General features: G+C 42.4%; 27 protein-coding genes. 5 read left to right on the top strand and 22 right to left on the bottom strand.

What is annotated here, in order from left to right; translation table 11 throughout:
* The first annotated feature begins 8 nt into the window (after positions 1-8).
* Positions 9-461 carry a protoporphyrinogen oxidase HemJ gene (gene hemJ / locus HHA41_RS05365; RefSeq protein WP_004975266.1) on the top strand — a complete coding sequence of 151 codons (453 nt, stop codon included), beginning with the start codon at positions 9-11 and terminating at the stop codon, positions 459-461.
* Positions 462-566: 105 nt separating this feature from the next.
* Here hemJ and HHA41_RS05360 read toward each other — a convergent pair whose 3' ends face one another.
* Together HHA41_RS05360 and HHA41_RS05355 are read right to left on the bottom strand one after the other, a co-directional pair.
* Positions 567-929 carry a hypothetical protein gene (locus HHA41_RS05360; RefSeq protein WP_168460858.1) on the bottom strand — a complete coding sequence of 121 codons (363 nt, stop codon included), beginning with the start codon at positions 927-929 and terminating at the stop codon, positions 567-569.
* A 91-nt stretch (positions 930-1,020) separates the two neighbouring features.
* Complete coding sequence (locus HHA41_RS05355) at positions 1,021-1,677, bottom strand: HAD-IA family hydrolase (RefSeq protein ID WP_168460857.1); 657 nt, start codon at positions 1,675-1,677, stop codon at positions 1,021-1,023.
* A gap of 88 nt (positions 1,678-1,765) precedes the next feature.
* Here HHA41_RS05355 and HHA41_RS05350 point away from each other — a divergent pair, with 88 nt between their 5' ends.
* Entirely contained in the window at positions 1,766-2,533 is a 768-nt protein-coding gene (locus tag HHA41_RS05350) for a hydroxymethylpyrimidine/phosphomethylpyrimidine kinase (RefSeq protein WP_168418155.1), read from the top strand.
* 57 nt (positions 2,534-2,590) lie between these two features.
* Here HHA41_RS05350 and HHA41_RS05345 read toward each other — a convergent pair whose 3' ends face one another.
* From HHA41_RS05345 to rpe, 8 genes are all read right to left on the bottom strand, one after another.
* Positions 2,591-3,229, bottom strand: a complete 639-nt coding sequence (locus HHA41_RS05345; RefSeq protein WP_168460855.1) for a nuclease-related domain-containing protein — start codon at positions 3,227-3,229, stop codon at positions 2,591-2,593.
* Positions 3,230-3,269: 40 nt separating this feature from the next.
* Entirely contained in the window at positions 3,270-3,764 is a 495-nt protein-coding gene (locus HHA41_RS05340) for a methylated-DNA--[protein]-cysteine S-methyltransferase (RefSeq protein ID WP_168460853.1), read from the bottom strand.
* A gap of 59 nt (positions 3,765-3,823) precedes the next feature.
* Positions 3,824-4,141, bottom strand: coding sequence for a quaternary ammonium compound efflux SMR transporter SugE (sugE, locus tag HHA41_RS05335; RefSeq protein ID WP_168460852.1), 318 nt, complete (start codon positions 4,139-4,141; stop codon positions 3,824-3,826).
* A 140-nt stretch (positions 4,142-4,281) separates the two neighbouring features.
* The gene (locus HHA41_RS05330; protein ID WP_168460850.1) at positions 4,282-5,349 is read right to left on the bottom strand and encodes a cation diffusion facilitator family transporter; all 1,068 of its coding nucleotides are present in this window, start codon (positions 5,347-5,349) and stop codon (positions 4,282-4,284) included.
* A gap of 125 nt (positions 5,350-5,474) precedes the next feature.
* The gene (locus tag HHA41_RS05325) at positions 5,475-6,407 is read right to left on the bottom strand and encodes a copper resistance protein B (protein ID WP_168460848.1); all 933 of its coding nucleotides are present in this window, start codon (positions 6,405-6,407) and stop codon (positions 5,475-5,477) included.
* Entirely contained in the window at positions 6,394-8,124 is a 1,731-nt protein-coding gene (locus HHA41_RS05320; RefSeq protein WP_168460846.1) for a multicopper oxidase domain-containing protein, read from the bottom strand. The genes HHA41_RS05325 and HHA41_RS05320 overlap by 14 nt, the downstream gene beginning before the upstream one ends.
* Before the next feature lie 47 nt (positions 8,125-8,171).
* Entirely contained in the window at positions 8,172-8,714 is a 543-nt protein-coding gene (locus HHA41_RS05315) for a hypothetical protein (protein ID WP_168460844.1), read from the bottom strand.
* A 438-nt stretch (positions 8,715-9,152) separates the two neighbouring features.
* Positions 9,153-9,839: a ribulose-phosphate 3-epimerase gene (rpe, locus tag HHA41_RS05310; protein WP_004975246.1), complete on the bottom strand. Its 687-nt coding sequence runs from the start codon at positions 9,837-9,839 to the stop codon at positions 9,153-9,155.
* Positions 9,840-10,031: 192 nt separating this feature from the next.
* On the opposite strand from rpe, the gene HHA41_RS05305 reads away from it, so the two are divergent.
* Entirely contained in the window at positions 10,032-10,313 is a 282-nt protein-coding gene (locus HHA41_RS05305) for a DUF2218 domain-containing protein (RefSeq protein ID WP_168460842.1), read from the top strand.
* A gap of 9 nt (positions 10,314-10,322) precedes the next feature.
* Here HHA41_RS05305 and HHA41_RS05300 read toward each other — a convergent pair whose 3' ends face one another.
* The 8 genes from HHA41_RS05300 to ffh form a co-directional block, all read right to left on the bottom strand.
* A complete protein-coding gene (locus HHA41_RS05300) occupies positions 10,323-11,360 on the bottom strand; it encodes a M48 family metallopeptidase (RefSeq protein WP_168460840.1) in 1,038 nt (345 codons plus the stop codon).
* A gap of 14 nt (positions 11,361-11,374) precedes the next feature.
* Positions 11,375-12,478 (bottom strand): YjgN family protein, encoded by a 1,104-nt coding sequence (locus tag HHA41_RS05295; RefSeq protein WP_168460838.1) that lies wholly within the window; start codon positions 12,476-12,478, stop codon positions 11,375-11,377.
* Positions 12,479-12,647: 169 nt separating this feature from the next.
* Positions 12,648-13,496, bottom strand: a complete 849-nt coding sequence (gene fghA / locus HHA41_RS05290; protein ID WP_168460836.1) for an S-formylglutathione hydrolase — start codon at positions 13,494-13,496, stop codon at positions 12,648-12,650.
* 36 nt (positions 13,497-13,532) lie between these two features.
* Positions 13,533-14,942, bottom strand: a complete 1,410-nt coding sequence (locus tag HHA41_RS05285) for a C13 family peptidase (protein WP_168418138.1) — start codon at positions 14,940-14,942, stop codon at positions 13,533-13,535.
* A gap of 146 nt (positions 14,943-15,088) precedes the next feature.
* Entirely contained in the window at positions 15,089-15,910 is an 822-nt protein-coding gene (locus HHA41_RS05280; RefSeq protein ID WP_168460834.1) for a class I SAM-dependent methyltransferase, read from the bottom strand.
* Entirely contained in the window at positions 15,904-16,728 is an 825-nt protein-coding gene (locus tag HHA41_RS05275) for an undecaprenyl-diphosphate phosphatase (RefSeq protein ID WP_168418136.1), read from the bottom strand. Before HHA41_RS05275 ends, HHA41_RS05280 begins: the two co-directional genes overlap by 7 nt.
* Positions 16,729-16,740: 12 nt before the next feature.
* Positions 16,741-17,406, bottom strand: a complete 666-nt coding sequence (gene tsaB / locus HHA41_RS05270; protein ID WP_168460832.1) for a tRNA (adenosine(37)-N6)-threonylcarbamoyltransferase complex dimerization subunit type 1 TsaB — start codon at positions 17,404-17,406, stop codon at positions 16,741-16,743.
* Between the two features lie 189 nt (positions 17,407-17,595).
* On the bottom strand, positions 17,596-19,005 hold the full coding sequence (ffh, locus tag HHA41_RS05265) for a signal recognition particle protein (protein ID WP_168418134.1): 1,410 nt from the start codon (positions 19,003-19,005) through the stop codon (positions 17,596-17,598).
* Between the two features lie 139 nt (positions 19,006-19,144).
* Here ffh and ccsA point away from each other — a divergent pair, with 139 nt between their 5' ends.
* Together ccsA and HHA41_RS05255 are read left to right on the top strand one after the other, a co-directional pair.
* The gene (gene ccsA / locus HHA41_RS05260) at positions 19,145-19,954 is read left to right on the top strand and encodes a cytochrome c biogenesis protein CcsA (protein WP_168460830.1); all 810 of its coding nucleotides are present in this window, start codon (positions 19,145-19,147) and stop codon (positions 19,952-19,954) included.
* Between the two features lie 176 nt (positions 19,955-20,130).
* On the top strand, positions 20,131-21,072 hold the full coding sequence (locus tag HHA41_RS05255) for a tRNA-dihydrouridine synthase (protein WP_354667271.1): 942 nt from the start codon (positions 20,131-20,133) through the stop codon (positions 21,070-21,072).
* Between the two features lie 46 nt (positions 21,073-21,118).
* Here HHA41_RS05255 and HHA41_RS05250 read toward each other — a convergent pair whose 3' ends face one another.
* From HHA41_RS05250 to HHA41_RS05235, 4 genes are all read right to left on the bottom strand, one after another.
* Positions 21,119-22,195, bottom strand: a complete 1,077-nt coding sequence (locus HHA41_RS05250; protein WP_168418133.1) for a DUF1176 domain-containing protein — start codon at positions 22,193-22,195, stop codon at positions 21,119-21,121.
* An 86-nt stretch (positions 22,196-22,281) separates the two neighbouring features.
* On the bottom strand, positions 22,282-22,905 hold the full coding sequence (locus tag HHA41_RS05245; RefSeq protein ID WP_168418132.1) for a DUF2939 domain-containing protein: 624 nt from the start codon (positions 22,903-22,905) through the stop codon (positions 22,282-22,284).
* 146 nt (positions 22,906-23,051) lie between these two features.
* A complete protein-coding gene (locus HHA41_RS05240) occupies positions 23,052-23,393 on the bottom strand; it encodes a YegP family protein (RefSeq protein WP_168418131.1) in 342 nt (113 codons plus the stop codon).
* Positions 23,394-23,656: 263 nt separating this feature from the next.
* Positions 23,657-23,998 carry a zinc ribbon domain-containing protein YjdM gene (locus tag HHA41_RS05235; protein WP_168418130.1) on the bottom strand — a complete coding sequence of 114 codons (342 nt, stop codon included), beginning with the start codon at positions 23,996-23,998 and terminating at the stop codon, positions 23,657-23,659.
* Positions 23,999-24,033 lie beyond the last annotated feature (35 nt).

The following is a 24,033-nucleotide window of genomic DNA, read 5'->3' as shown; positions in this document are numbered from 1 at the left end:
GATGATCGATGGATGCACCTTCTGATGCTTTTTTATGGGTAAAAGCATTACATATTATTGCTGTGGTTTGTTGGTTCGCTGCATTGTTCTACCTACCACGTTTATATGTTTACCATGCCATGAGTGAAGATACGCTGAGCCATCAGCGTTTCGAAATCATGGAGCGCAAGTTGTACCGAGGGATTATGTGGCCATCTATGATTGCCACCCTCATTACGGCACACTTTTTGGTAGATTGGGGTGATGCCACCCGCAATTACCACGATGCGTTATGGTTTTACCTGAAAGTTGCATTGGTGGGTTTATTGGTGATTTATCACTTGGTTTGTGGCTACTACCGTCAGAAATTGATTGGTAATGCACATTACAAATCACATAAGTTCTGGCGATTCTTCAATGAAATGCCAACAGTTTTGTTACTGGCAATTGTGATTTTAGTGGTGGTTAAGCCGCAATTCTAAGCGTTAAACCTCAACATCTAGATACGTCCAACTTAACTCAATTGCAATTGAGTTAGAAAAAAACCTCAGCTCTATATGAACTGAGGTTTTTTATTGACTTCAGCCTTATTTATTTTTGATAGATTGGATTGCGTGATAAGACTTAAACCCTAAGGCTTCTGCTTGTTTCTGCTGAGATTGAGGAATAGTCACGATGGCAATTCGTCCATCCGCCCCACCACAGACTTGTGCATACATTCTTCCATCTGAACCCACACGAGCCTGATATACCTGAATCTGTGCCTGCTGCAAACGTTGGCTAATCTCAGCAACAGTTAAACCAGTGTCAGGCTCACACTGACGATGTTGCAATGAGGTGTACATTTCAATCTGTGCTGCGGACTCTGGAAGTGTGGGTATGCTATTCACGCATGCCGTCATCAGTACTGAAACTGCCACAAAAGTAATCGATTGACTGACTCGCTTCATCACAACCTCCTTCTCAATCTGGATATGAAGATTGAAGCATGATCCTGCCTAAAGCTCTGCGGTAAAAATGCAAACAAATATAGCCCCAAAATTAAGGCAACTCTGCAACTACCGACAAAATTTGTGCAAAATACTGAATTCGATATTTTGGAGCAGCTAAATCTAACTCCTGTGCTGAGCCATAGCCATATTCAACTGCGACACAATCTATGCCATTAGCACGTGCGCCTAAAATATCGTGCTCACGATCTCCAATCATTAAACACTGCTCAGGCTGCAATTGTTCTTGCTGCAAAATATAGTGAATAAGGTCTACTTTATTGGTACGGTCGCCATTCAACTCGCTACCATATGGATATTCAAAATATTGCAATAAATCAAAATGGTCTAAAATTTGGCGTGCATAAACTTCAGGTTTGGCTGTCGCTAAAAATAATCGATAGCCCAGTTGTTTTAAACTGGCTAGAGTCGTTGCGACATCCTCAAAGACATGATTTTCAAATAGCCCTGTGGTGGCAAAGCGCTCACGATAGCCCAATAAAGCTTGCTCAGCTAAGACATCATGCACATCCACCTCAAGTAATTTCGCCAAAGAGGCTTTGAGTGGCGGCCCAATAATCCAGTCAATATTTTCACTTTCTGCAATAGGATGCCCAACTTTTGCCAAACCATAGCGTGCAGAAGCGGTAATGCCCTCTTTGGGGTCAGTTAAAGTGCCATCTAAATCAATTAAAAGGGTGTTAATCACAATCCATGCCTATCAGTACAAATGACTATCGAGAGTTATTCCAAAGTTGCCTATACTAACGTAAATATAAGCAATGAAGGATATGGCTGTGCGACCAACGGTACTTTGTTTTTCTGGTTTAGACCCATCGGGTGGTGCTGGTTTACAGGCTGATATTGAAGCGATTGGCAATAGTGGCGCACATGCAGCGATTGCCTGCACAGCATTGACCATCCAAAACTCTCAACAAGTGTTTGGCTTTGAAGCAACATCTAAAACACTGTTACTGGCTCAAGCCAATGCTGTAGTGAATGACCTGCCAATTAAGGTTGTTAAGTCAGGTATGTTAGGCACAACCAACAATATTGCAGCACTGGCAGATTTTTTGCGTGAACACCCTGACTATTTATATGTGCTTGACCCTGTATTAGTGGCCAATAGCGGTGGTTCTTTAGGTGATCAAGCCACGTTGGTTCAGGCGTTTAAAGCACTAATTCCACTTGCTACCTTAATTACTCCCAACACAGTGGAGTTGCGCGCTTTAACGGGTGAAGATGATCTGGAACGTGCAACCGCCAAGTTGTTTGAAATGGGGGCACAGGCTGTTTTAGTCAAAGGTGGACATGAAGATACGCCCAACTATATTCGTAATGCACTGTATAGCAACAATGAACTGGTTTCAGAAACCCGTTGCCCTCGCCTTGAGGGTGAATATCATGGTTCGGGTTGCTCTTTGGCAAGCTTTATTGCAGGACGCTTAGCAATGGGAGATCAACTCAAACAAGCAGTACAACATGCAGAAACGTGGTTGTTTGGTGTACTTAAACATGCCGAAACACCTGTTCCAAATGGTCAGAAAATTCCGAAACGGTTTTAATTTTAAGGCAGAGATATTTAAGCCCTGAGCATATATCAGGGCTTTTTATTTCAATTCTTAACGTTCATGTCGTTGTTTTAAATTTTCAACATGCTCACGATTTGTTTTCCAAGACTTCTCCAAAATTTCTTTTTCTATCCGTAGTTGAATACGTTTAAGCTTCATCGGTGGAATCACCTCATGCTGAAAGCCTTTAACAAACTCAATCCAAGCACTGCCTTTAAAAACATTCTTAGGTAAACTGGTTTTAAATTCACAATCTGGCATAAATACAATCACAGAATGCAGCAATTGAGGCTCGACAATATCGCTCAATACCGATTCCAATACTTTTATATGTTTATAATTTTGATAGACAGGGTTCTGAAACTTATAGCTTTTCTTATAAATCTTTTGTGTCCATACTTTTTGACGCTCTCCACCAAAAATCCAGCCTTTATAGTTTTTCGTTTCAATCACAAAAACGCCAAAAGGACTTAATAAAATATGATCAATTTGCGTTGTCCCTGCCGACTCATCAGGCAAAGTCACGTCATTCAATAAAATATAACGCTCATCTAAATACAGTTTTACATGCGTACTTACCGCAAACTCTCCCACCTTTCCCTTTAAAAAAGGTTTGAAAATTTTAATTAACCCCACACCTGCAACAAGCAGAATAAGCCACCAAAACTGCAGCACTAATGTTTTTAACATTTCCCCTACTCTATTTTTATATCGCTAAGTTCTGCACAAACTACTCAGCTTTTAAAAGTGATGATTCCAACTCTAATAAGATCGCCTTATTATCCAAACCACCAGCGAATCCCACCAACTTACCATTCGCACCCACCACCCGATGACACGGCGCAATAATCGAAATTGGGTTTTTGCCATTTGCTGCACCAACTGCACGTACAGCTTTAACATTACCTACCTGTTCTGCAATTTGCTTATAGCTACGGGTTTCACCAAATGGAATCTCTAGCAAAGCTTGCCAGACGCTTTGCTGAAATGCCGTACCTTCAAAATCAAGAGGGAGATCAAATTGCTGGCGCTGTCCTGCAAAATACTCTTGGAGTTGCTGCTTGGTCTTACACAAAATAGGATGATCATCTTGCTGTAGCAAAGTGGCCAAGCGTACACGTTTAGGATTTTCATTTTCCCACATGACCGCAACCAGTGCCTGATCATGTGCTACCAGTTTCAGCACACCCACAGGAGTATCCATTTCAGTAAAGAACAATTGCACGATCTACTCCTATTTGCATACCGTGGTTAAATCACAAACCAACAAGACCTTGCCTAACCCTAGCTTGAAGATACTTTCATTAGTACCAAACCTGAGATAATCAACACAGCAGCCAACATACGCATGGCACTGGCAGGCTCACCTAAAATAAAAATACCCACCAAAAAAGAACCCACTGCGCCGATACCTGTCCAAATGGTATAAGCCGTACCTAAAGGTAAAGTCCGCATGGCATAAGCCAACAGCACAAAACTTAAAATCATAAAGATCAGAGTGATGATACTGGGTGTCAACTTGCTAAAGCCATCGGACAGCTTCATCGAATATGCCCAGACGACTTCAAAAATACCCGCCAATATCAACATTATCCAGGCCATGACGCCCTCCTTCAAAATAATGAAATCAGGCCGTCCTGAAGATTTTTTCTTATTCAGTTTTTAGTTCTATCTTTGACTAAAACTCAATAAGGGAGGTCGTTCCCCCTGTGATGCTTTAAATCACGACCACTATTCAAGCGCTATTTTAAACTTAAAATTTTGCGTGCACCATTCAACACAAACATCGCCACAATTAAGCCAATGATCAGGTCTGGATAATTCGAGCCTGTCAGTAGCACCAAACCACCTGCAATAATCACCCCTAAATTGACAATCACATCATTGGCCGAAAAAATATAACTGGCCTGCATGTGCGTACCACCATCTTTATGCCCTGAAATCAGCCATAAACAGGTGACATTTGCCACCAATGCAGCAGCGCCAATCAACATCATCAACATAGATTCTGGTTCGCTACCCAAGAAGAAACGACGCAGTACATCCACAATCACCACTGCAGCCAAAGCCAATTGCACCCAACCTGAAAGATGTGCAGCTTTAAGTTGCTTTTTAGCCGATTGCCCCACCACAAATAGTGCCAAGCCATAGACTGCAGCATCGGCAAACATATCTAAAGAATCGGCAATTAACCCTGTGGAAGACGCAATCAAACCTGCGATCAATTCCACCAAGAACATTACTGCATTGATACCAAGCAAGGCATATAAGACTTTTCTTTGTGCCCGACTGTCGGTTATAGGCAACTCCGTTTGTGTATTTGCCTCAGTCTGTTCAAGCACCGCACCTAAGCCCAATGTTTCCAACTTTTCGGTAATTTCTGCTACAGATCGAGTGTGGTGATACACCTTCAAATGACGTGCCGCCAAATCAAATGACAAAGCTGCAATATCATTGTGATCTGCCAAAGCAATGCGCACCATTTGTTCTTCTGCACCACAATCCATTTTAGGAATGTTGTAGGCACTGACCCATGAACTTAAAGGAATTTGATCTGCCGCAACCACATTTGCATTGGACTGAGCATTGCTGGTGTTGGCGCAACTCTTGTTACTGCAACACGAATCAGCAGTATTTTCAGCAGATGTAGCGCAATCACTCCCACAAGACTGATTTGACCCTGCAGATTGACTGGAGCAAGCAGATTTAACGGGTTGGTTATCCTGACCATCACAGCCAGACGTATTACTACATTGGTTTTTCAGGTTTTGATCTTGAGTCGACTGAGCGTCCTGAGTTGAAGATGACATACACCACACCCAAACATACAATAGGCTCAGTATAAACCAAGCCTATGCTTTTTGGAGTCACCTATTCATTCAAGAAAACAATACTCAACCCAATATCGTTGGTAAGTTTGTGAGTTGGTGAATAATTAAAACCTGAAACGCAAACCTGCAGCATATAACCAACCCTGTTCAGATGGCGTGGAAGTTTGCCAAGCCGTATGCTGATTGCCTTTATGATAGGCATACCCCACATCTACATAGGGCATAATGTTTTTATTCACCTCATAACGTAGCTCAAGTCCTGCTGCCACATGACTTAAACCCGTTTTTTGTGCATATCGAGTATCATCACTGATCTGCAGTTTCACATCTAAATATGGCTGTGCAATCCACTTTTGGGTAAGCAGCAAATCGCGAGTTGTTTCCAACTCCACTGCCGCATAGTGATCATGGCCAACATAGACATGAGCATCGGTTTCAAAGAAATAAGGCGCTAGACCATGCAAGCCCAGCACGACATCTAAGCTTTCTTCAGTATCAGTTTGCTGTACCAATTCAGCAGTCTGATTGCGATAACGCACACCTGCCTGCACATCCCAAAAGTCTGAAAGCATGCGGCTATATAACAGCTTGGCATCATATTCAGTCGGTTGTGATTCATGCTTAGTACGATGAATTTTCAAAAATAATTTATTTTCATCGGTTCCGATACGGGTTTGTAATTCAGACTGCAATGCACCCTCACCGGATTCATTGAGCTGCCATTGTGTATCAACCGTAGTTACGGCATAGATTTGCGCACCATGCTCTTGACGATGATCATGTGGTTGCGACTCTGGCAAGGAGATGACCGACTGATGCGACTGATGCGACTGATGCGACTGATGCGACTGATGCGACTGATGCGACTGATGCGACTGATGCGACTGATGCGATGCTGAATCAGATACAACTACAGTTGCAAGCATAGATGCACCTGAATGGGCAGCATGTGATGCGGTTTCAGCCATCACCCCACCACTCAAACTACACACTGAAACACCAAGTACAGATTTGGCAAAAAGATTAATGATGCGCATGTTGCTCTCCTTTTTGCTCAGCACTGTCCTTTCCTTCATTAGACGCAATTGGCGTGCTTGAACGCTGATCATCGCTGACGTGAGCCACAATTAACTTATTCATCATTCCTGCGCTCATGTGATAAAGCAGGTGACAATGTATAGCCCATTCCCCTAATTCATCTGCAGTTAAAAGTGCCGTGACAGTTTTGCCAGGTGGCACAATTATCGTGTGCTTATTGGGTAAATCTTTCGCAGTTTGGCCATTTTCCAGTTGCATAAACATGCCATGTAAATGCATTGGATGCGCCATCATGCTGTCATTAATAAATTTAATCCGAATCCGTTCGCCATATTGCACCTGTAACGGCTCCGCCTCACTGAACTTTTTACCATTGATGGTCCAAATATAACGTTCCATCGTACCGCCTAAACGAATCACCAATTCACTCATCGGCTTGCGGGTATCTTGTTGCAGTTGCAGCGCTTGTAAATCTGCATATTGCAAGGCTTTATGGCCTACAGGTGTAGAAGCATTGGCCCAACCATATACCACAGTCGAATCATTTTTCTTTGAAAATGTGTCATGCTGAGAATGATCTATTGCTGATGTCATGGCATGATTCATTTTGGAGTGATCAACGTCTAAATGTTCTGAGCCATGCCCCATATCTTCCATCGTAAGTAAAGCACGTGGGCGTGATTGCGCTACATGCGGCATCTGCATAGTGGGTAGTAATTCATTTTGTAAGCGACCCAAAGCAAAACCTGAACGATCAATCGATTCGGCTTCAATTGCATAGTGTGCAGCTTTAGGCTCAACAACGACATCATAGGTTTCGGCGGTTCCAATACGAAACTCATCGACACTGACAGGTTTGACAGGCTGACCATCGGCACTGACTACCGTCATTTTTAGGTTTGGAATCCGAACATCATAAAAAGACATCGCCGACGCATTAATAAAACGCAGGCGGACTTTTTCATTTGGCTTAAACTTGCCCGTCCAGTTTTGTTCAGGCGTTTTACCATTCATCAAAAAGGTATAGCCCGTGACATCGGAAAGATCGGTTTTCAGCATCCGCATCTGGTTCCACATTTTACGGTCTGACCAAGTGGCTTTTAACCCATCACGCTGAGTTTGACGCAAAACATCAGCCAAAGTTTCACGCCGATTTTGATAGAACTCTGCAGAAATTTTTAAATCTTTCTGAATTTGATTACTAGATTTTTCATGGAAATCTGACAACATCACCACATAATCACGGTCTGCTCGTTCATGTGCTGGTAAAGGCTGTTTGGCTTGAGGATGAATGAGCAATGCACCATATAAACCATCTTGCTCCTGACCTTTGGAATGTGCGTGATACCAATAAGTACCACTTTGACGTACTTTAAATTGATAAACAAAGTGCCCCTGCGGCTTAATTCCCTTAAAGCCATTAAAACCGGGTACGCCATCCATTAAGCCCGGCAGTAATAAACCATGCCAATGAATCGATGAGTCCTGATTTTTTAATTGATTATGAACATGAATCACTGCGTCATCGCCCTCTTCAAATTCAAGTAGAGGCGCAGGAAACTGACCATTGACGGTAATGCGCTTTACAGATTTACCTGTGATATTCACGGTTTGTTCTGCAATTGTAAGGTGGTATTCCTTAACTGCTGCAAAAACAGCATTGGAGCATAATGTGCAGGCACTTAAAAACAGCGCACGCTGATAAAATTTAGACATGACTTAATCCTTAAAAATAAAACGACAAAAGTGTTTTGAGTTCAGGATTAAGCTTTGGGTGGGCGTAAAATTTGTTGCCAATGCCCCAGTAAATGCTGCGCCTTATAAGCAGGCAACAAGATATTGGCAGGTGTATGTTCTGTAGGTTGCATCAGTTCAGGCAGTTGCACATTCAGCACAGTGCTTAGGCTTTGGCAATGTAATTGTGCACAATCCTGACAATTCATGCTGGCAGCAGAAAAATCAGTCGCGCTGACGCAATCTGGGTTGTTGGTATTCATCGATGATAGATGTGCAGCAGATGCATCTAGCTGCGCCACAGCATGTGAGCGACTATGCCGATCCTGTAAAGACGCATGTTGCATATCAACAGAATTTTTAGATGCAACAGAATGACAATCCGATAAAGAAGATAAAGGTGGATTGGCAGATACGGCTGATACAGCAGATTGTGTTTCAGTAATTTGTGTATGGCTAGACATCATCCAGACATGGGTAGGTTTGACAGCAGCACTGACAATACTGCTCCACCCCATGACCCATGCCATGAGGACTACAAACCAAACTTGTTTGTACGCTGGAGCAAGCACTAAATTTATCCTTTTAAGTCGCAATACACAGTCTTGTATTCGCCTTGTTTAGGCATCACAGATGAACATTTTTGCCAAGTGCAACTTCTCTGCGAGTTGTTAAACACTATAATCTAAGCCCCAGTTATGCACAATCTTTTCCAATGGAGAAAATTGATTAAAACAGTCCGATTTAAAAGCCTACTAAAACAATCAAGTTATATATTAAGCAACTTATTTTTATGATTCACTGAGTAAATACTCAATAAATTCAGTGTATTTAAAACAAACAAAAAGGATTTAATTGAATCCTTTTTATACTTATTTTGTATAAGTCATAAACAGTTGATGTACAAATGTTTATAAATTAATCGGCTTATCCATAGTGTTATCAACATAGATATCCATACGGTTATCTACAAAGTTATCCACAACTTAAAGCCTTGTGATTGTAGAAACTTATACTTCAACTGCGCCCACTTTTGCCAATTCAGCGCGCATTTCGTCAATCACAGTTTTATAGTCTGGCTTACCAAAAATTGCTGAGCCTGCAACAAACATATCTGCACCCGCTTCCGCAATCTCACGAATGTTAGCAGGGCCTACACCACCATCAACTTCTAAGCGAATATCACGACCTGAAGCATCAATAATTTGACGTGCCTGACGCAGTTTTTCCAAGGTCATTGGAATGAATTTTTGCCCACCAAAACCTGGGTTCACACTCATCAACAAAATCTGATCGACTTTATCTAACACATAGTCCAAATAATGTAATGGTGTTGCAGGGTTAAAAACTAAACCTGCTTTTGCTCCGCCCGATTTAATCAATTGCAATGAACGGTCAATGTGCTCTGAAGCTTCAGGGTGGAACGTGATAATGTCCGCACCTGCTTCCAAGAAATCACCAATCATACGGTCTACAGGTTTCACCATTAAATGCACATCTATAGGTGCGGTAATGCCATAATTTTTCAGTGCCTTACACACACCTGCACCAAAAGTTAAGTTAGGTACATAGTGATTGTCCATGACATCAAAATGCACCACATCGGCACCCGCCTGCAGTACATTTTCAACCTCTTCACCCAAACGGGCGAAGTCTGCAGACAAAATAGAAGGAGCAATTAAATAAGGCTTGGACATGGGAGAACCTAGCTGAATATTGGGATTATGGCGCATTATAGCAAAGACTGGCTGGCTTGGTTAAACCCGTTGCGATTCAATGATTCTATATCCGCAATGCTCTGTTGCACCCTTCCGCTCGATTTTTTGAATGACTTTGTTATGGTAAATATCCTTCCACTTATTTTAGCAAGATGGCGGTTGCTACAGATCATGCATAGTTCAGCTCATATTCAAACAACACAGGCAAGTCGTATTGCCAAACGTCTACTTAACCACTGGAAACATAAATTTGAAGTTGCAGAAAGCAGCGATCAATTGCAAATTATGATGCCTACAGCAACCATTTCTCTGATTCCACAAGTGCAAGCATTGCTGGTACACATTCAACTACAAGATACCGAAGCCGATTTAACACGACTTGAACAGGTGGTGCTAGATCACTTAATTCGTATGGGACAAGAACCACTTACTGCTATTTGGCAACGTCATTAATTCATATATTTATGGCGTTGCATGCTGCATTTGTTCAAATTCTTTGATTGCCTGAATCCGTTTTTGCGTTGCAGGATGGCTTTGTAAAAAATCCAGTGGTGATTTCTTGGCTTGGCTGTCTTCGCCAGCATCTTGAGCCAAACGCTCCAAAAAATTTGCTAGATGAACAGTAGGAATACCCTGCTGCTGCATGGTTTTGAGTGCGTAGTGATCTGCATCAGACTCAAAGTTACGTGAATAATTCGCTCCCACCAATGCCACAGGTAAGGCCGAAATTAAATCTGTACCATCACCTGTAATGGCCAGCAAAATAATACTAAACCCTAAACTGGACAAGGCCTGCTGCAAGCTGTGTCGCTCGACCAAATGCCCTTGTTCATGTGCCAAAACCGCAACCACTTCCTGATCATTTTGTGCCAAAGCCACCAACTCATCGGTCAAAATAATGGTGTTGTTGGGAATGGCCAAGGCATTGGCACCCAAGCTTTCACCGTGACGAAACAGCACTTTAGCAGGCGCATCTCCTGCAATGAGTTTTTGATAACTCGCAAGAATCTGTTGCTGACGTGCTTGCGACAACTGACTCGGTTGTGTCATCTCTAAAATATAATGCTCGGCTTCATTGCCAATTTTCTGCAAGCTACTTGCAGGTAATTGATAGGCAACATATTTTGCAGCGCTAGGAATACCCCATTGAATCGTGGCAAAAACCATGAGCAATACAAATACCAGACTAAAAACAATCAGGCTTGGGGTACGTTCAAGTTTCCAAATGGAATGATGCACATCTTTATGTCGTAATTGAAACCATTCTGGCAAGACTTGAGAAAACTCGATGCGGGCATCATCACTTAACTCAATCACAGGTTGGATTTTGCCTAATGCACCAACCAAGGTCATTGCAGCATAGTCATAGCGTCGTTGTTTTTGCAGTGCATCGCCATAACGTATAAGCACTGACTGGTCATCTATCGGAGAAATTTGCGCTGCCCATGGCTTAGATACCACACCATCATAAAACACGACATCCAACACCTGCGCAGCCATATTCTTCTCCATACTTAGAGCGACACATCAATATCAAAAATATCGCTGATTTCTTCTGCAAGCGCACTATGTTCAGCCTGCAGTTTGTTGATCATCTCATCTGGATCATTTTTTAAATGCAAACTTAAAGATTCCACCTGATAACGATATAAACGAATTGCAGCCCAAGGCGTCATTAAACCCAAACTCAGCACTTTAACAATCCAATTCGTGACCATAATCCATGCATAATGCCACTGCCCGCAATCGGTTTTAAATACGCTGCGGCTAATACTGGTATTGTTCCACGTGGTAATAAAAATTCGTGCCGACATCAACGGCCAGACAAAAAATAAACCAAGTAAATAAACCGCTAAAAACAACCAAATCAATTGTGCAGGGTTGCTGCTCAATTGTCCCGCAAAGGCCAAAACTAGGCCAGCCCCCACTAAAATTCCAATAAACAGAAAAACGGGAATGTACATAGCGCGCATATAGGCAGGCCAGTCTGCATTCAATTTAAATTTGAGCTGACCTGCGTATAAGTGGTCTAGGCAATAGCGTTTATACATCCACACCACAACAGGAAAAAACAGTCCCAGAGTCAACAGGTTGATGACAATACATTTAAGAAATACCCAATAGGCTTCTTTATTGCTGCCCGAAAAATAAAAACGGGCATTGCCAAATTTACTATTTCGGGCATTAAAACGAATAGTGGCACGAATCAACCACGGCACTGCCAGATATAAAATGACCACCCCAATCAAGGTCGCTTTAACTGAATAATTGGAAATTACCGATATGGCCACATAAATACCAATTGCAATTAAGCGCCCCAATAAAATTTTATGTGGAATACCAGTGAAGTCAAAACGACGCTGCACAAACTCAGTATTGCCATAAAAATAGCGCAAACGACGGACTTTAGCCCAAGGTGCATAAAGTCCAAAGGTCACAATCATTAGCAAAATATTGACAATCCAGATGCCAAAATATTCTGAGGCTGTACCGTGAAATTGAAAATGATGGGTACGTCCCAACCATGGGTTTTCTTCAGGTGAGACACGCGGTTCAGGTGTAAAAAATGTAGAGGTTGTAGGCGGATGCTGCGCTGCATCCCAGTCTGAATTATGCATGTTTTGCCTTATTGTGTTTTATTTTGATGCCAGTGGCTTTACCCGTAAACCAATTCTATAAAATACAGTGATCTTTCCAAATGGTAAAAAAGCAAGTGCTGAACATTTTAATCAAAAGTCAGCAACTTGCCTAGAAAAGTTTAAAAAAATCAGCGTCTAAAATTAATTGCTATGCAGCGTCATCATCTTGCAATTGTACTGCATGGAATTGTAAATGCTCATCCATAAAACTTTGAATAAAATAATAACCATGATCATAGCCTGCATGTTCACGTAAACTTAGCGACTGCCCCACAGCAGCACAGGCTTGCTGAAATAATGCAGGATTGAGCTGACTATAAAATTGATCCTGAAGCCCTTGATCAATCAGAATATCTTTGAATAACGCACCTTTGGTTTGTACCAATGCAGTGGCATCATGCTGTAACCACACTTGCTGATCTGTACCTAAATAATTGGAAAATGCCTTTTCACCCCACGGACATTGACTTGGTGCGCAAATTGGCGCAAAGGCAGATACGGACTTAAATTTTTCAGGATATTTAAATGCAAGGGTCAGAGCACCATGACCGCCCATACTGTGGCCCATAATACCCACTTGCTGCGGATTCACTGGAAACTGCGCAAGCACTTGTTGATACAGCTCATCGGCCACAAAACTTTCCATTTGATAATGTGTTGCCCAAGGTGCCTGTGTTGCATTGATATAAAAACCTGCCCCCTGCCCAATATCCCAATGATCGCCTTGTGCGACAGTATCCCCACGTGGGGAAGTATCTGGACTAATCAGAATTAAACCCAGTTGTGCCGCCATGCGCTGTGCATGCGCTTTAATTGCAAAAGTTTCTTCCGTGCAGGTCAAGCCCGCCAAATAAAATACCATAGGACAGGCCTGACCAGCCAAGGCTTGTGCAGGCAGAAAAATGCCAAAGCGAGTTTCACCCTGCAAGGCAGTAGAATGAAAACGATAAATCCGTTGTTCGCCCTCAAAACAGCGATTGTTCTGAATTACTTCCATCACTCTCTCCTACTGTACAGATACTTTTTATTTAATTTATTCGGCAGTGCGCACATTCATTTGCGTATCACTGTTTGCAGCCATACTGCTTTGTGGAAATAAACGCTGCTCTAATTGTGGCAACATTAATTCCATATTTTTACCCATAGACCACTGCGGTTCTGATGGGGCAAAACCTTGGGCCTGTTCCCATTTTGCCACAGTTACTTTGGCCTCACTAAAGGCATTGGCAAAGGAATTCTGCTCACGCATTGCTTGATCAAAAAACGCACGACCAAAATAAGTGTAGTCTGCTTCATTTGAGCAACCAAACGATTCACGATCTGCTGCCGAAGCGGTGATGACCAAGGTATTATCATCTTGCAAGGCCGACACAAAGCTACCCGAATAACAGGCAGAAATCACAATCACTCGCCAGCGAATACCTGATTTATCTAAAGTGTCTCGTAGCCATTTCGGATCGACCTGATTTAAATCGAGCGGTGCATTTTCAATTTCAAAGTGATCTTTTAAACCGTGTGAAGTCATATATAAAAACAGTACGTCACTTTCACGGTTCATACGCTGTCCAATACGGCGTAACGCCATTTCAATACTGGTTTGTGAGGCAATTGGGATTACATTACGGGTCATAGGGTTATTGATTAACACCATAGAACGCCCAAAAGTTCCAAAACGGGTATCAAACTGTTCACGAATACGTTCAATTTCAGACATAAAGACATCTTGATAACTCGCCCCTGCCACACCTAAAAAATACCAGTGCGATTGAGCAAATTCACCATATTGAATACTCTCCAAAGCCTTGTTCAATACACGGCTTTGCGCATAAAAGGCTTCTTCGCTCAAACTAGGTGGTACTTCTTCTACTTTCCAAATGGGCTGACTTTTCACTGACATTTGCCAAACCACCAAAGTAAACAACGTTGCCAAAACAATCAGCGCTCGCTCCCACCACGGCCAGTGCAATTCACGTGAAAATACCCATACGACGGCTAAGCTTTGCCATACAAACAGCACCATAAAAATAGTGGGCAAATAGTCATACAACACATACGGCAAGACATCCATCATGCCCATGTATTGAATCAGACTTTGTAATAAAGCAACGTGGGTGTCTAGCACTAACCACAGCAACGCAGGGACCAAAAGTAGACGAGGATTATTGACCCGTTGGGACAAAATAATTCCAACAATTAAGGCGATAAACGGCCACAGGGCATAGCTGACCAAACCCTGCGGGTTAAATTCACCAACTTCACCTGCCACTAACCAGCTAAATAAAGTATTGGCAAGCCCACCTAGAATCCCCCAAAAAATCAGTTGGGGAATAGATGGACGAATAATTTGTAAGGAGCGTCGCGAACCCAAAAATAACCAAACGCCCGCAGCTTGGTTGCTTTTAAAATCGTGCCAAAAGTTAATGGAGGGTTTGAAGTCAATCATAGGATTCTGTTAATCGCAGCTCGCGTTTTCACACTCCAAGTTTATGCTTGTCGTCGTAATTATCAATTGTCATTTTTAACTATATAACAAATCTTTGCACATTATAGAAGCATTGAGCGGTTTGCCCCTGCTTTAGTGGTAGAAATCTACCCATTGTTCAAATTTGGCTGAAAATAAGCATCGAAGCGACAGGCATCCCCTTGCCATTGATGGGTCGTTGATCGGCCCGCTAAAAACACCGCCAAACGTGGGCGTTTTACCACCACTCGTTTTGCAACTTGCTGTGCCAAACCCAGTAAATGATCGCCTAAATCCATTTCACCATGTTCAGGTAACAACAAATGCAATAACTGCATTTGTTTTTTCACCTGCGCCTGCTTTTTCTGGGCTTGCTGATGCTGATCACGCTGTGGAAACATTGGGTCTAAATACACCACATCAACTATTTTGCCTTGTGCAGCACAGTCCCGCAAATAATCGGCTGAGTCTGCAAAAACCAGATCAATTCGCGCAACCACAGGAGCCAAAAATGGATCATCCTGCGCTTGGCGTTTAGCATCTTCCAACAAAGTAAATAAAATAGGATGGCGTTCCAGCAAAGTGACCTGCGCACCCAAATGTGCCATGAGCAAACTGTCGTGTCCAAGTCCTGCCGTTGCATCAATCAGACTCGGTTTCTCTGACAAATTACAGGCACGTGCAATCATTTCAGATTTTAAAGATGCACGCTTTAAACGCCCTGATTCTGCTTTCCAGTCGGGCTGCATTTTCATGCCATTGGCGCACAACCATAAGCCTTCTGCATCTACACATAAAGCCAACTCAGGATGCAAACGTAAAAAACGGGCATTCAGTTTATCTACCACTTCTAGACAAACCTGTACCCCTCTAGACAAAAGCACAGCAGAATAATGCTGTGCTTGAGCTTGCCATTCAGCTTCGGTATATAAGCGAAGCTCGCTTACCATAGTTTCCAGCCTGTAAATGCAAACAATAAAATTACTAGACCTGAAGCAATACGGTACCAAGCAAAAATCATAAAATCTCGCTTAGCTACATACGCCACCAAGGCACGAATCAGCAATAGTGCCGATACAAAAGACACGATGATCCCGAAACTGAGCACCGTCCAATCTTCTGTGGTTTGGAATACATCATAACTTTGGTACAAGTCGAGTAAGCCTGCGCCAATAATGACAGGAATACCCAAAAAGAAAGAAAATTCAGTGGCAGCTTTACGTGAAACGCCCAAGAACATTGCACCAATAATGGTTGCCCCTGAACGTGATGTACCTGGAATAAGCGATAACACCTGAATCAGACCAATCCAGATAGCATCTCTATAAGTTAGGTCTTCAACTTCATGCGCACGTACTTGTGGTGGATGTTTCTCAATCCACATAATGATAAAACCACCAATAATCAGACCAATGGCTACGGCAACATCATTAAACAATAATTCTTTTACAGTTTGCCCAAAAGTCAGTCCAATCAGAATAATTGGAATAGACGCCATAATCAGACCAAAGCCCAGACGACGACCTTTTTCTTCGCCTGTAAACATTCCTGTCGCTGCGCCCCAAAGACGTGTCCAGTACTCATAAATGACTGCAGCAATTGCCCCCATTTGAATGGCAATCACAAACACATCACTTTTTTCCTTGGTCCAGAAGTCCATCAGTTCAGCCGCAAGAATCAAATGCCCCGTGCTGGAAATGGGTAAAAATTCGGTAATCCCCTCTACAATACCCATAATTGCCGCTTTGAGCAGCAGTAAAAGATCCATAAATAACCCTAATTATGCTTTGCCTTGTTCTGGAATTTTTTTCCAAGCATTGTCACGTAAATATACAGGCAGTGCTTGTTCTGCGCTCACCCATTGCTGTTGCTGCGCATAGACGCGTGCAATAGTAGCAATATCTTGCGCGGTTGCACTTAAGCCTTTGTATTGTATTTGTTCTTGATCAATTAAACCCGCACCCGAACCCACTAAAGTAAAGCGTACCGCTTTAGCAGCATCGCTATAATTCAGCAATTGTTCCTGATCAACCGCCTGCATAATGCCCTGTTCATTCAACTGAAAACTAGCAATATAGACTTCATTCATTCGTGCATCGAGCACCGCAGTTACTGCATTTAAACCTTCAAGACGATAAGCCGCCTGTGCCAGTGCCTGCAAGGTCGATACAGGAATCACAGGTACATCATGCGACCATGCCAATGCCTGAGTCACTGCCGCATTAATACGCACACCGCTAAATGAACCTGGACCCCGGCTAAATGCAATTGCGGTCAGGTCTGCCGTACTGATTTGTGTTTGGGCAAAACCCTGCTCAATCATGGGTAAAATCGTTTGCGTTTGTGCTTTTGCTCGCGCATCCAACTGAAAAAAGAGTTCCTGCGTTTCATCTACTATGGAAACGGAACACTGCTCATTGGCAGTTTCCAATGCCAGCAATTTCATGCACAACCTTCTAAGGAATAAATTTCAAAAAGTGGCGTTATGATACTCCACTCCAGAAATTCTCGCGAGGATTTAACGCAATCTGCGCATTGAATCCTCTCTAAAAATACATCTAACCCAATATGTAAAGTGCTCAAAGCACAACGCCCAAGCAGAAGCTTGGGCGTTGTTGTGAATCTAGCAGATGGCTTATTTTTTGGTTGGGTCGTTATTGCCAAATAACGGCCCCATACCGCCACCACTGAATTGTTTTTGCAAACCACCCAATGAGCGCATCATTTTTGCCATGCCTGATGGATTGGCAAACTTTTTCATCATTTTTGCCATTTGTGCATGTTGCTTGATGAGTTTATTCACTTCTGCCACTTCCATACCACAACCCGCAGCAATACGTTTTTTACGGCTTGGGTTCATGAGGTCTGGGTTACGGCGTTCTTTAATGGTCATCGACTGGATAATCGCTTCCATTTTCTTAACTTGCTTTTCAGGATTCGCCTGAGCAATGGCATCTTGAATACCTGAGTTACTCATGCCAGGCAACTTGTCCAAGAAGCCCATCATGCCACCCATTTTATTCATTTGCTCAAACTGCATTAGCATGTCTTCAAAGTTGAAGCTGCCGCCTTTTTGCAGTTTTTTCGCCATTTTTTCGGCTTTTTCTTTGTCGATTTTACGTTCAACTTCTTCGACTAAAGACAGCACGTCACCCATGCCCAAAATACGTTGTGCAACACGTTCTGGGTGGAATGGCTCTAGGGCATCAAGTTTTTCACCCATCCCCAAGAATTTAATTGGCTTACCTGTAATAGCACGTACTGAAAGTGCCGCACCACCACGCGCATCACCATCCGTTTTGGTCAAGATCACGCCCGTTAATGGCAAGGCATCATTAAAGGCTTTGGCTGTATTTGCCGCATCCTGACCTGTCATGGCATCGACCACGAACAAGGTTTCAGTCGGTTTAATAGCTGAGTGTAATGCTTTAATTTCGTCCATCATGTCATCATCGACATGCAAACGACCTGCGGTATCGACAATTAAAACATCAGCAAACTGAATTTTTGCCTGTTCGATAGCACGGTTGGCAATATCTACAGGGTTTTCATTGGCATTCGAGTCAAAGAAAATTGCACCAACTTCACCAGCAACTGTTTGTAGCTGTTTAATCGCTGCAGGACGGTAAACGTCGGCAGACACCATGGCGACTTTTTTCTTTTGACGTTCTTGTAAAAAACGTGCCAATTTTGCAGCTGTGGTGGTTTTACCCGCACCCTGCAAACCTGCCAACAACACTACAACTGGTGGCTTGGCAGCTAGGTCAAGGCTTTCATTGGCCTCGCCCATCATTTTTGTGAGTTCGTCATAGACAATTTTGACGAACGCCTGACCAGGGGATAACTGAGTCATCACTTCCTGACCCAATGCCTCTTCCTTAACTTTCGCGATGAATTCACGAGTTACAGGTAACGCCACATCGGCTTCAAGAAGTGCCATACGTACTTCACGTAACGTATCTTTAATATTGTCTTCGGTTAGCTGCCCTGAGCCAGTAACATTTCTTAAACTCTGCGTGAGTCGTTCTGTTAAGGTATCAAACATTGCAAATTCCGCTTAAAATAGCCATTAGCAAAAAAATGTTTCTTTAAAATAGAAAATTTATGCACAAGATGCTATAGGATACTGTAGTTCTCATCGAATTTATATAAATGAATATTCATCATCCTGAAAAAGGTTTGACATGATCAGTCTCCCCTTGGTTTATACGATTTTAGCATTAATCGCTTATACCAGCTCTTTTTGGTATTTATTTTCTCATTTAATGTCTAAACGTGCACCAAATCACTGGTTTATTCGTTCTCTGCTCAGTTTGGGCTTAGTGCTGCATGCTGCAGTGTTATATAACGATATGCTGACGCCAATGGGTGTCAATTACAACGTGTTTAACCTGATGTCATTCACTTCAGGTCTGATGTTATTGCTGAGCTTGTTGTTCAGTAGTTACCGTCCTGTGATTGCACTGAATTTAATTGGTATTCCTGTGGCTGCTGCGGGTTTAATCGCAGGCTTTTCATTCAGTCAGCATAATTTATTTATTAGCAAAAATTCGATTGGCTTAGACATTCATATTATTTTGTCGCTGGCTGCTTATGCTGTATTGCTCATGGCAACTATTCACGCCATTTTGCTATGGTTTCAGAACCGCGAACTGAAAAACAAGCAAAAACGTCGAGTTTGGGTCAATTTACTACCCTCTTTGCAAGATATGGAATCTTTGCTGTTTGATATGCTAATTGCAGGTTTTGCCCTACTGACTGTCGCATTAGGCTTTGGTTTCTTTACAGTAGAACATTTCTTTGCACAGCATTTAGCGCATAAAACAGCATTTAGTATTATTTCGTGGTTTGTCTATGGTGCATTACTACTTGGACGCTACAAGTTTGGCTGGCGTGGTCAAAAAGCGATTCGTTTTACCATTATTGGTTTCTTTTTATTGGCGCTCGGTTTTATTGGTTCTAAGTTTGTGTTGGAAATGATTTTGGGGAAGTGAGTTGATTACACTTTTACAATGATCAGAGCGAACGAGTTAATCTATTTATGCCGAGAGCAGATAGAGAACAGAAATATTAAAGTCCTTGTGAAGACCACATCAATCCCAAGCCATTGCCTAGACATCCTCCATAAAAAAACGTATAACTCCACTTTTGTTTGAGCTGGTAGCATCCTGTGAAACTAATTCTTGCACCCATGGAAGGCTTAACCGACCCCATCATGCGTGATGTACTCACGTCTGTAGGCAGTTTTGACTGGTGTGTGACAGAGTTTATTCGGGTCACAGATAGTATTTTACCAGACCATATCTATCATACTTATTGCCCAGAACTACTCACCAACGGTAAAACCGCTGCAGGCACGCCTGTACATGTGCAATTTTTGGGAAATAACCCTGATATGTTAGCCACCAATGCAGCTAAAGTTGCGGCGATGGGTGCACCTGCGATTGATATGAACTTTGGCTGTCCTGCCAAAACGGTCAATCGTCATCGTGGTGGTTCAGTCTTACTCGATGAACCCGAAGTGGTCTATGAGCTGGTTAAAGCCGTGCGTGATGCTGTGCCTGCACATATTCCAGTTTCTGCCAAAATGCGTTTAGGTTATATGGATCGGAACTTCATGCTAGAAAATGCACACGCCATTGAAGATGCAGGCGCAGCATGGGTCACGGTGCATGCGCGTACCAAAGCCGATGGCTATACACCGCCTGCCTTTTGGGATCAACTGCGCCCTATTCGTGAAGCATTGAAAATTAATGTCATTGCCAATGGCGAAATTTGGAACAATGCCGATGCCAAACAATGCCAGTTAGAATCGGGCTGTGAAGATTTAATGATTGGTCGTGGTGCGGTCACCACCCCAGATTTGACCCAATGTATTCGTCAAAACTCAGACCTACCTTTGCTGAGTTGGCAAGATTTGCTACAACTACAAATTCGCTTTATTCATGGCCCTGCCAAAACTGAAATTGGAATGCTAGGCCGTTATAAACAATGGCTTGGCATGATGTCAAAACATTATCCAGAAGCTAAAGCATTATGGGATGACATTAAGCGACTGAAAAAGTTAGATGAAATTATGGAAAAGTTAGTCGCTCGAGCGCAAGTGAATTAAGCACTTGCACCGATTGAATGAGTCATTAATATTTTTACTTTAGTTTTTAATCGGCAGATGCATACTCAATTTGGCTAACAAAATTGGGCATGTCCCACGCACTGCCCGCAAAGCCTTTACATTGCCCTGCATCGAACTGATAGCTTTTCACAAACTGCTGACCATTCCACGCCCATTCAATTTGACTAAAACAATCTCCAATACCACGACCTTTTTGATATGCAAAAATCTGCCCATTGCTAAATTCTGAAGCTGAATCCGTCACAAACTGATGGATATGTTGCAGCTTTTTGTCCATAACCCAATAAGCCACACCCATATTATATGCACCACGCCAACAATCTGCTTCCACCAAAGTACGCTGCTGATTAAGCGAGTAGAGTCGAATATGCTGATCTTCCTCAGGTTCAAACAACATATAACAATTATCACGGTCTGCTGACTGACGTAATATCGGATACAGTTTGTCTGCACTTGCCGCAGTAAGCACTTGTGCTTTGGCTGTTCTATATTTTGGCTGCATCCGAATACTAATTTTCGGAATAGGCTGCGCAACTAACACTTTTGAAGATGACTGCTTACCCTTTGCAAGTACGGCAGATGTTGTCCCCACCCGCTTTTGGAAGCTATCCATTTTTAACAATATCGCACTTAAGCCTGCATCAGATAATTGCCAGCGTTGCTTAGCTTGCCTTAATTCAATAACGGTATACTGACGTGCCTGCACCAACAGCTTTTGCACACTGGCAGCAGACAAGTTAGCAATATTTTCATTAAAGCGTAACTGTTGCAAAGCCCGTCCATTTAAAAATAGTGTCGCTTGAGGAACATCATTTTGAATTTGTATTTGACCTTGTATGACCTGATTTTGACCTGCTTTACGCGTTAGCAATACGCTAATCGGTTGCTCAAAATTGTCATCAGTTTGGTAACCCGCAGCACGGCAGGTGCCTGTATTATCACAAGCCAACTCCCAGTCTTGATGCTGAAAATATAAGCCTTCAATCGGTGCAGTTTTAGATGTCGCTGTTGTACTTGCTACTGGTGCTGCAATCAACAAAGGGCTAAACAATGCTCCACTGAGTAACAACCCCGCACTCAAACCACCTGATAATTTTTTCATCTTATTCTTCCTGCTTGCTCTTGTTTCACCAAATGACCTTCAACACATCGAGAGGAAAGTTCAAAAAGTCCATACCTCGTACTCACCTACTCGCGTACATCTAAACGAATCGCAACAACTTTCCAGCGCCAGTTGCGTGGTTGCAGCTCAAATTCGGTAAGTCCTGCATATTGGGTGGGTACTTTAACCACGAATCGGTTCCAACGATGAAAACCACTGCGAATATCTAGACTCGGTTTAAAAGCCTCGGCAAGTTCAACTTGTTGTGCATGCGCACGTGGAAAAATACTAAATCCTGTTTTCCGATGCTCCACAGTCCATTGCTCTGCGGAGGTTTGCGGCAATCGTAAGGATAAATCTGGTAAACGAATGGATTCCTGCCATGCTTTGCCCTGCATCAATAAAGCAATACTTTCTGGCGTCAGTAAAACATCTAGCATTTTATCGCTCAGCTGATCAGTCAATAGCTGCCCCAAAACATTTGGTGCTGAAGAGGATGCCTCAAAACCCATTAACTGCTGTAAACGCTGCTGCACTTGTGGTTTTAAACTGGCTTTGACTTGCGGATAATCTATATAGCTTGAAAGTTGGTCTGCTTGATGTTGCTCCACAGCCTGATTGATTTGATACAGGCTCCAATATGGCCCTGCGCACCATACCGCCACCACCGCTATAAGTACCAAGAATATCCGCATCGCCAATTTTTTCATTAATCTTCTTCTCTATCCAAAAATGCTCAAAGTACTTCACTCAATACTGTCAATTGGGGAACTATCCATGACATCCACACCAAAATAAAAAAGCATGCCGCAGCATGCTTTTTATATAAGGCTTAAAATTAAGGATAACCTTAAGGTTAAGCACTTACTGTTAAATCTTTAATGGTGCTGCTGCTACCATTGGTTTTAACCGATTCAATGCCTTTTTCACGTGATTGCTCAGTTGTATAGAGCTGGCTTGTACCAATCACCTGATGATTGGCGGCTTTTAAATTAAAATACGGCTTATCGTTTTTAGAAGTCAGACGGTCATAACGGCCATCTTCCTGACTGTTTTTTTGTACCGAAGCGATACCATTTAAAGCCGAAGCTTTAGCTTTATAGTACTCACTGGTTAAAATTATTTCGCCATTCCCCGCTTTAAGTACAAAACGATATTGTGCATTGCTTGCTTGTGAAACTTCGAACCATCCTGACATAGTTTCCCCCAACTGTTTTTGTGAGTGGTGTTGTTAAGTAATGACTACGTTAAACCTGATTAAAACTTGTTCTTTTCATCTAAAATATAAAGGACTTAGGCCAAATAAAAAAGTAGTATTTTTGTACAAACATTAAAAGAGATGCTGTGTCATTTTTATTGTCACATATCACAAAACTTAATGATCTTTTTCTTTATGCACTGCATAAAAAAAGCGCAGGCGACTTCTACAAAGTTGCCTGCGCTTGGTATTTCTAATACGGATTATGCTTTTTTCACATACTCAGATTTTAATTTCATCGCGCCCATACCATCAATTTTACAATCAATGTCGTGACCATCGGCAGCGTCTGGAATTAAACGAATATTTTTCACTTTCGTTCCTACTTTTACAGCAGCAGAAGAACCTTTAATTTTAAGGTCTTTAATCACGGTTACCGTGTCGCCATCTGATAACACATTACCATTTGCATCTTTAATTACTGCAGCCGCTTCTTCAGTTACATCACCTTCTTTCCACTCATGTGAGCATTCTGGGCAAATGAGCAAGTCACCATCTTCATAAGTATATTCTGACTGGCATTTTGGGCAATTTGGCAAAGACATAAAAAACCTCAAAAATTTCATTATAACATTTTTCA

This window comes from Acinetobacter sp. A1, from assembly GCF_012371315.1.
Taxonomy (GTDB): Bacteria; Pseudomonadota; Gammaproteobacteria; order Pseudomonadales; family Moraxellaceae; genus Acinetobacter.
The sequence above is the reverse complement of the archived record's forward strand: the minus strand, read 5'-3'. Positions and strand labels throughout refer to the sequence as shown.